The organism is Phormidium sp. CCY1219 (genome assembly GCF_035615515.1).
Taxonomy (GTDB): Bacteria; Cyanobacteriota; Cyanobacteriia; order Cyanobacteriales; family Laspinemataceae; genus CCY1219.
The window spans coordinates 1-1,447 of the sequence record NZ_JAJENT010000959.1 but is presented as its reverse complement, the minus strand read 5'-3'; the positions used below and the strand labels follow the sequence as shown (position 1 = coordinate 1,447).

The 1,447-nt window shown below is 56.9% G+C and carries 1 protein-coding gene; it reads right to left on the bottom strand.

The features are described from left to right. On the bottom strand, window positions 1-1,447 hold a 1,447-nt coding region (locus LKK83_RS30865), incomplete at both ends, for a WD40 repeat domain-containing protein (RefSeq protein WP_442957401.1).

The window sequence follows — 1,447 nt, the reverse complement described above, 5'->3', positions numbered from 1 at the left end:
CCACAAGCGCAGGGTACCGTCCCAACTGCCACTGACGATGGTCTCCCCGTCCGGGCTGAAGGCCACGGCCCAGACCCGATTCTGATGGCCGCGCAAGGGTTCGCCGATGGGTTCCCCCTGGCGGGTCCACAAGCGCAGGGTACCGTCCCCACTGCCACTGACGATGGTCTCCCCGTCCGGGCTGAAGGCCACGGCGTAGACCGAATCCTGATGGCCTTGGAAGCGATTGTGTTCTCGGAGGGTTTGAATGCCGGTCAGCAAGCTACTTTGCACCGAACTCATCACTCGCCCCAATTGGTCTTGACTCTCGCCCGTAGCCTGGATGGCCAGGACTACCCCCCCTAACGGTTGGGGAGTGGTGAGCAACTGTTGCGCCTGGGCGGCGTTGGCCCGCAAGTTGGCGATGGTGGCTTGGCGTTGGGCATTCAGCCAGAGTCCGGTGACGACGGTCAACATGGTGGCAACGGTGCCAATACTGAGGATGTTGGTGATGCGTCTGTTTCGGATGCTTTTTTGCACGTACTCTCGTGCGATTCCGGTTTCCCCATAGCGTCGCACAAATGCTTCTGCATCAGATAAATCTATCCCCCGCAACAACCCTTCTCGGCGTTTGCCTTTTTCTTCCCACTCTTGCGCTTTGTCTTTGAGTTCGTCTCTTTGACGCTTGATTTCCCGGTTGTCGTTTAGCCAGTCTTTTAAGGTGTTCCAGTTGCGAATTAGGGCTTCGTGGGCGACATCCACTACCTTGATTGTATCCCCGTTGTTCCCTCTGGCTTGCAGTTCGCTGGTGACGATTAAGCGGGCGTCTTCTAATTTCCCCAGTACGGTTTCTACTTTTTCTGGGGAGGGGGGTAAGTCGGTTAACCGGGTTTTGCGGACTTGTCTGGAGGTGGGTTTGTCCTCTTCTACCAGTTGGGTGAGTTCGAGAAAGATGCTCTTGGCGACGGTCTTTTCTTCTGGGTCGAGGGAGTTATAAACCTTATCCGCTTGCGTTTGTAGGGTTCCGAGTACGCCGCCCATGTCTTGGTAGGTTTTTACCGTTAAACGGCGATCTCTCCAATCCCACAGTTCGTACAGGAGGTATTGCAATAAGGGCAGGCTTCCCGGGGACTGCTGCACGTCTTTCACTATCTCGTTTTGCAGGTCTTCCGGGATGGTCCATCCTTCTTTCTCGGCGGGTTTAGCAATGGCTTCGCGTAACTCTGCTTCCTGCATTCGGCCAACAATTTTATTCTGGGTTTCGATGAGTTGCGCCAGTTGGGGATATTCGGCACATTGACCGACAAAATCGGCCCGCATGGTGATTACTACTCGTAGGGAGGGGGAGTATCCCCCCCGGCCCCCCTTGGAAAGGGGGGAGTATCCCCCCCGGCCCCCCTTGGAAAGGGGGGGGTATCCCCCCTGGCCCCCCTTGGAAAGGGGGGGGTATCCCCCCTGGCCCCCCTTG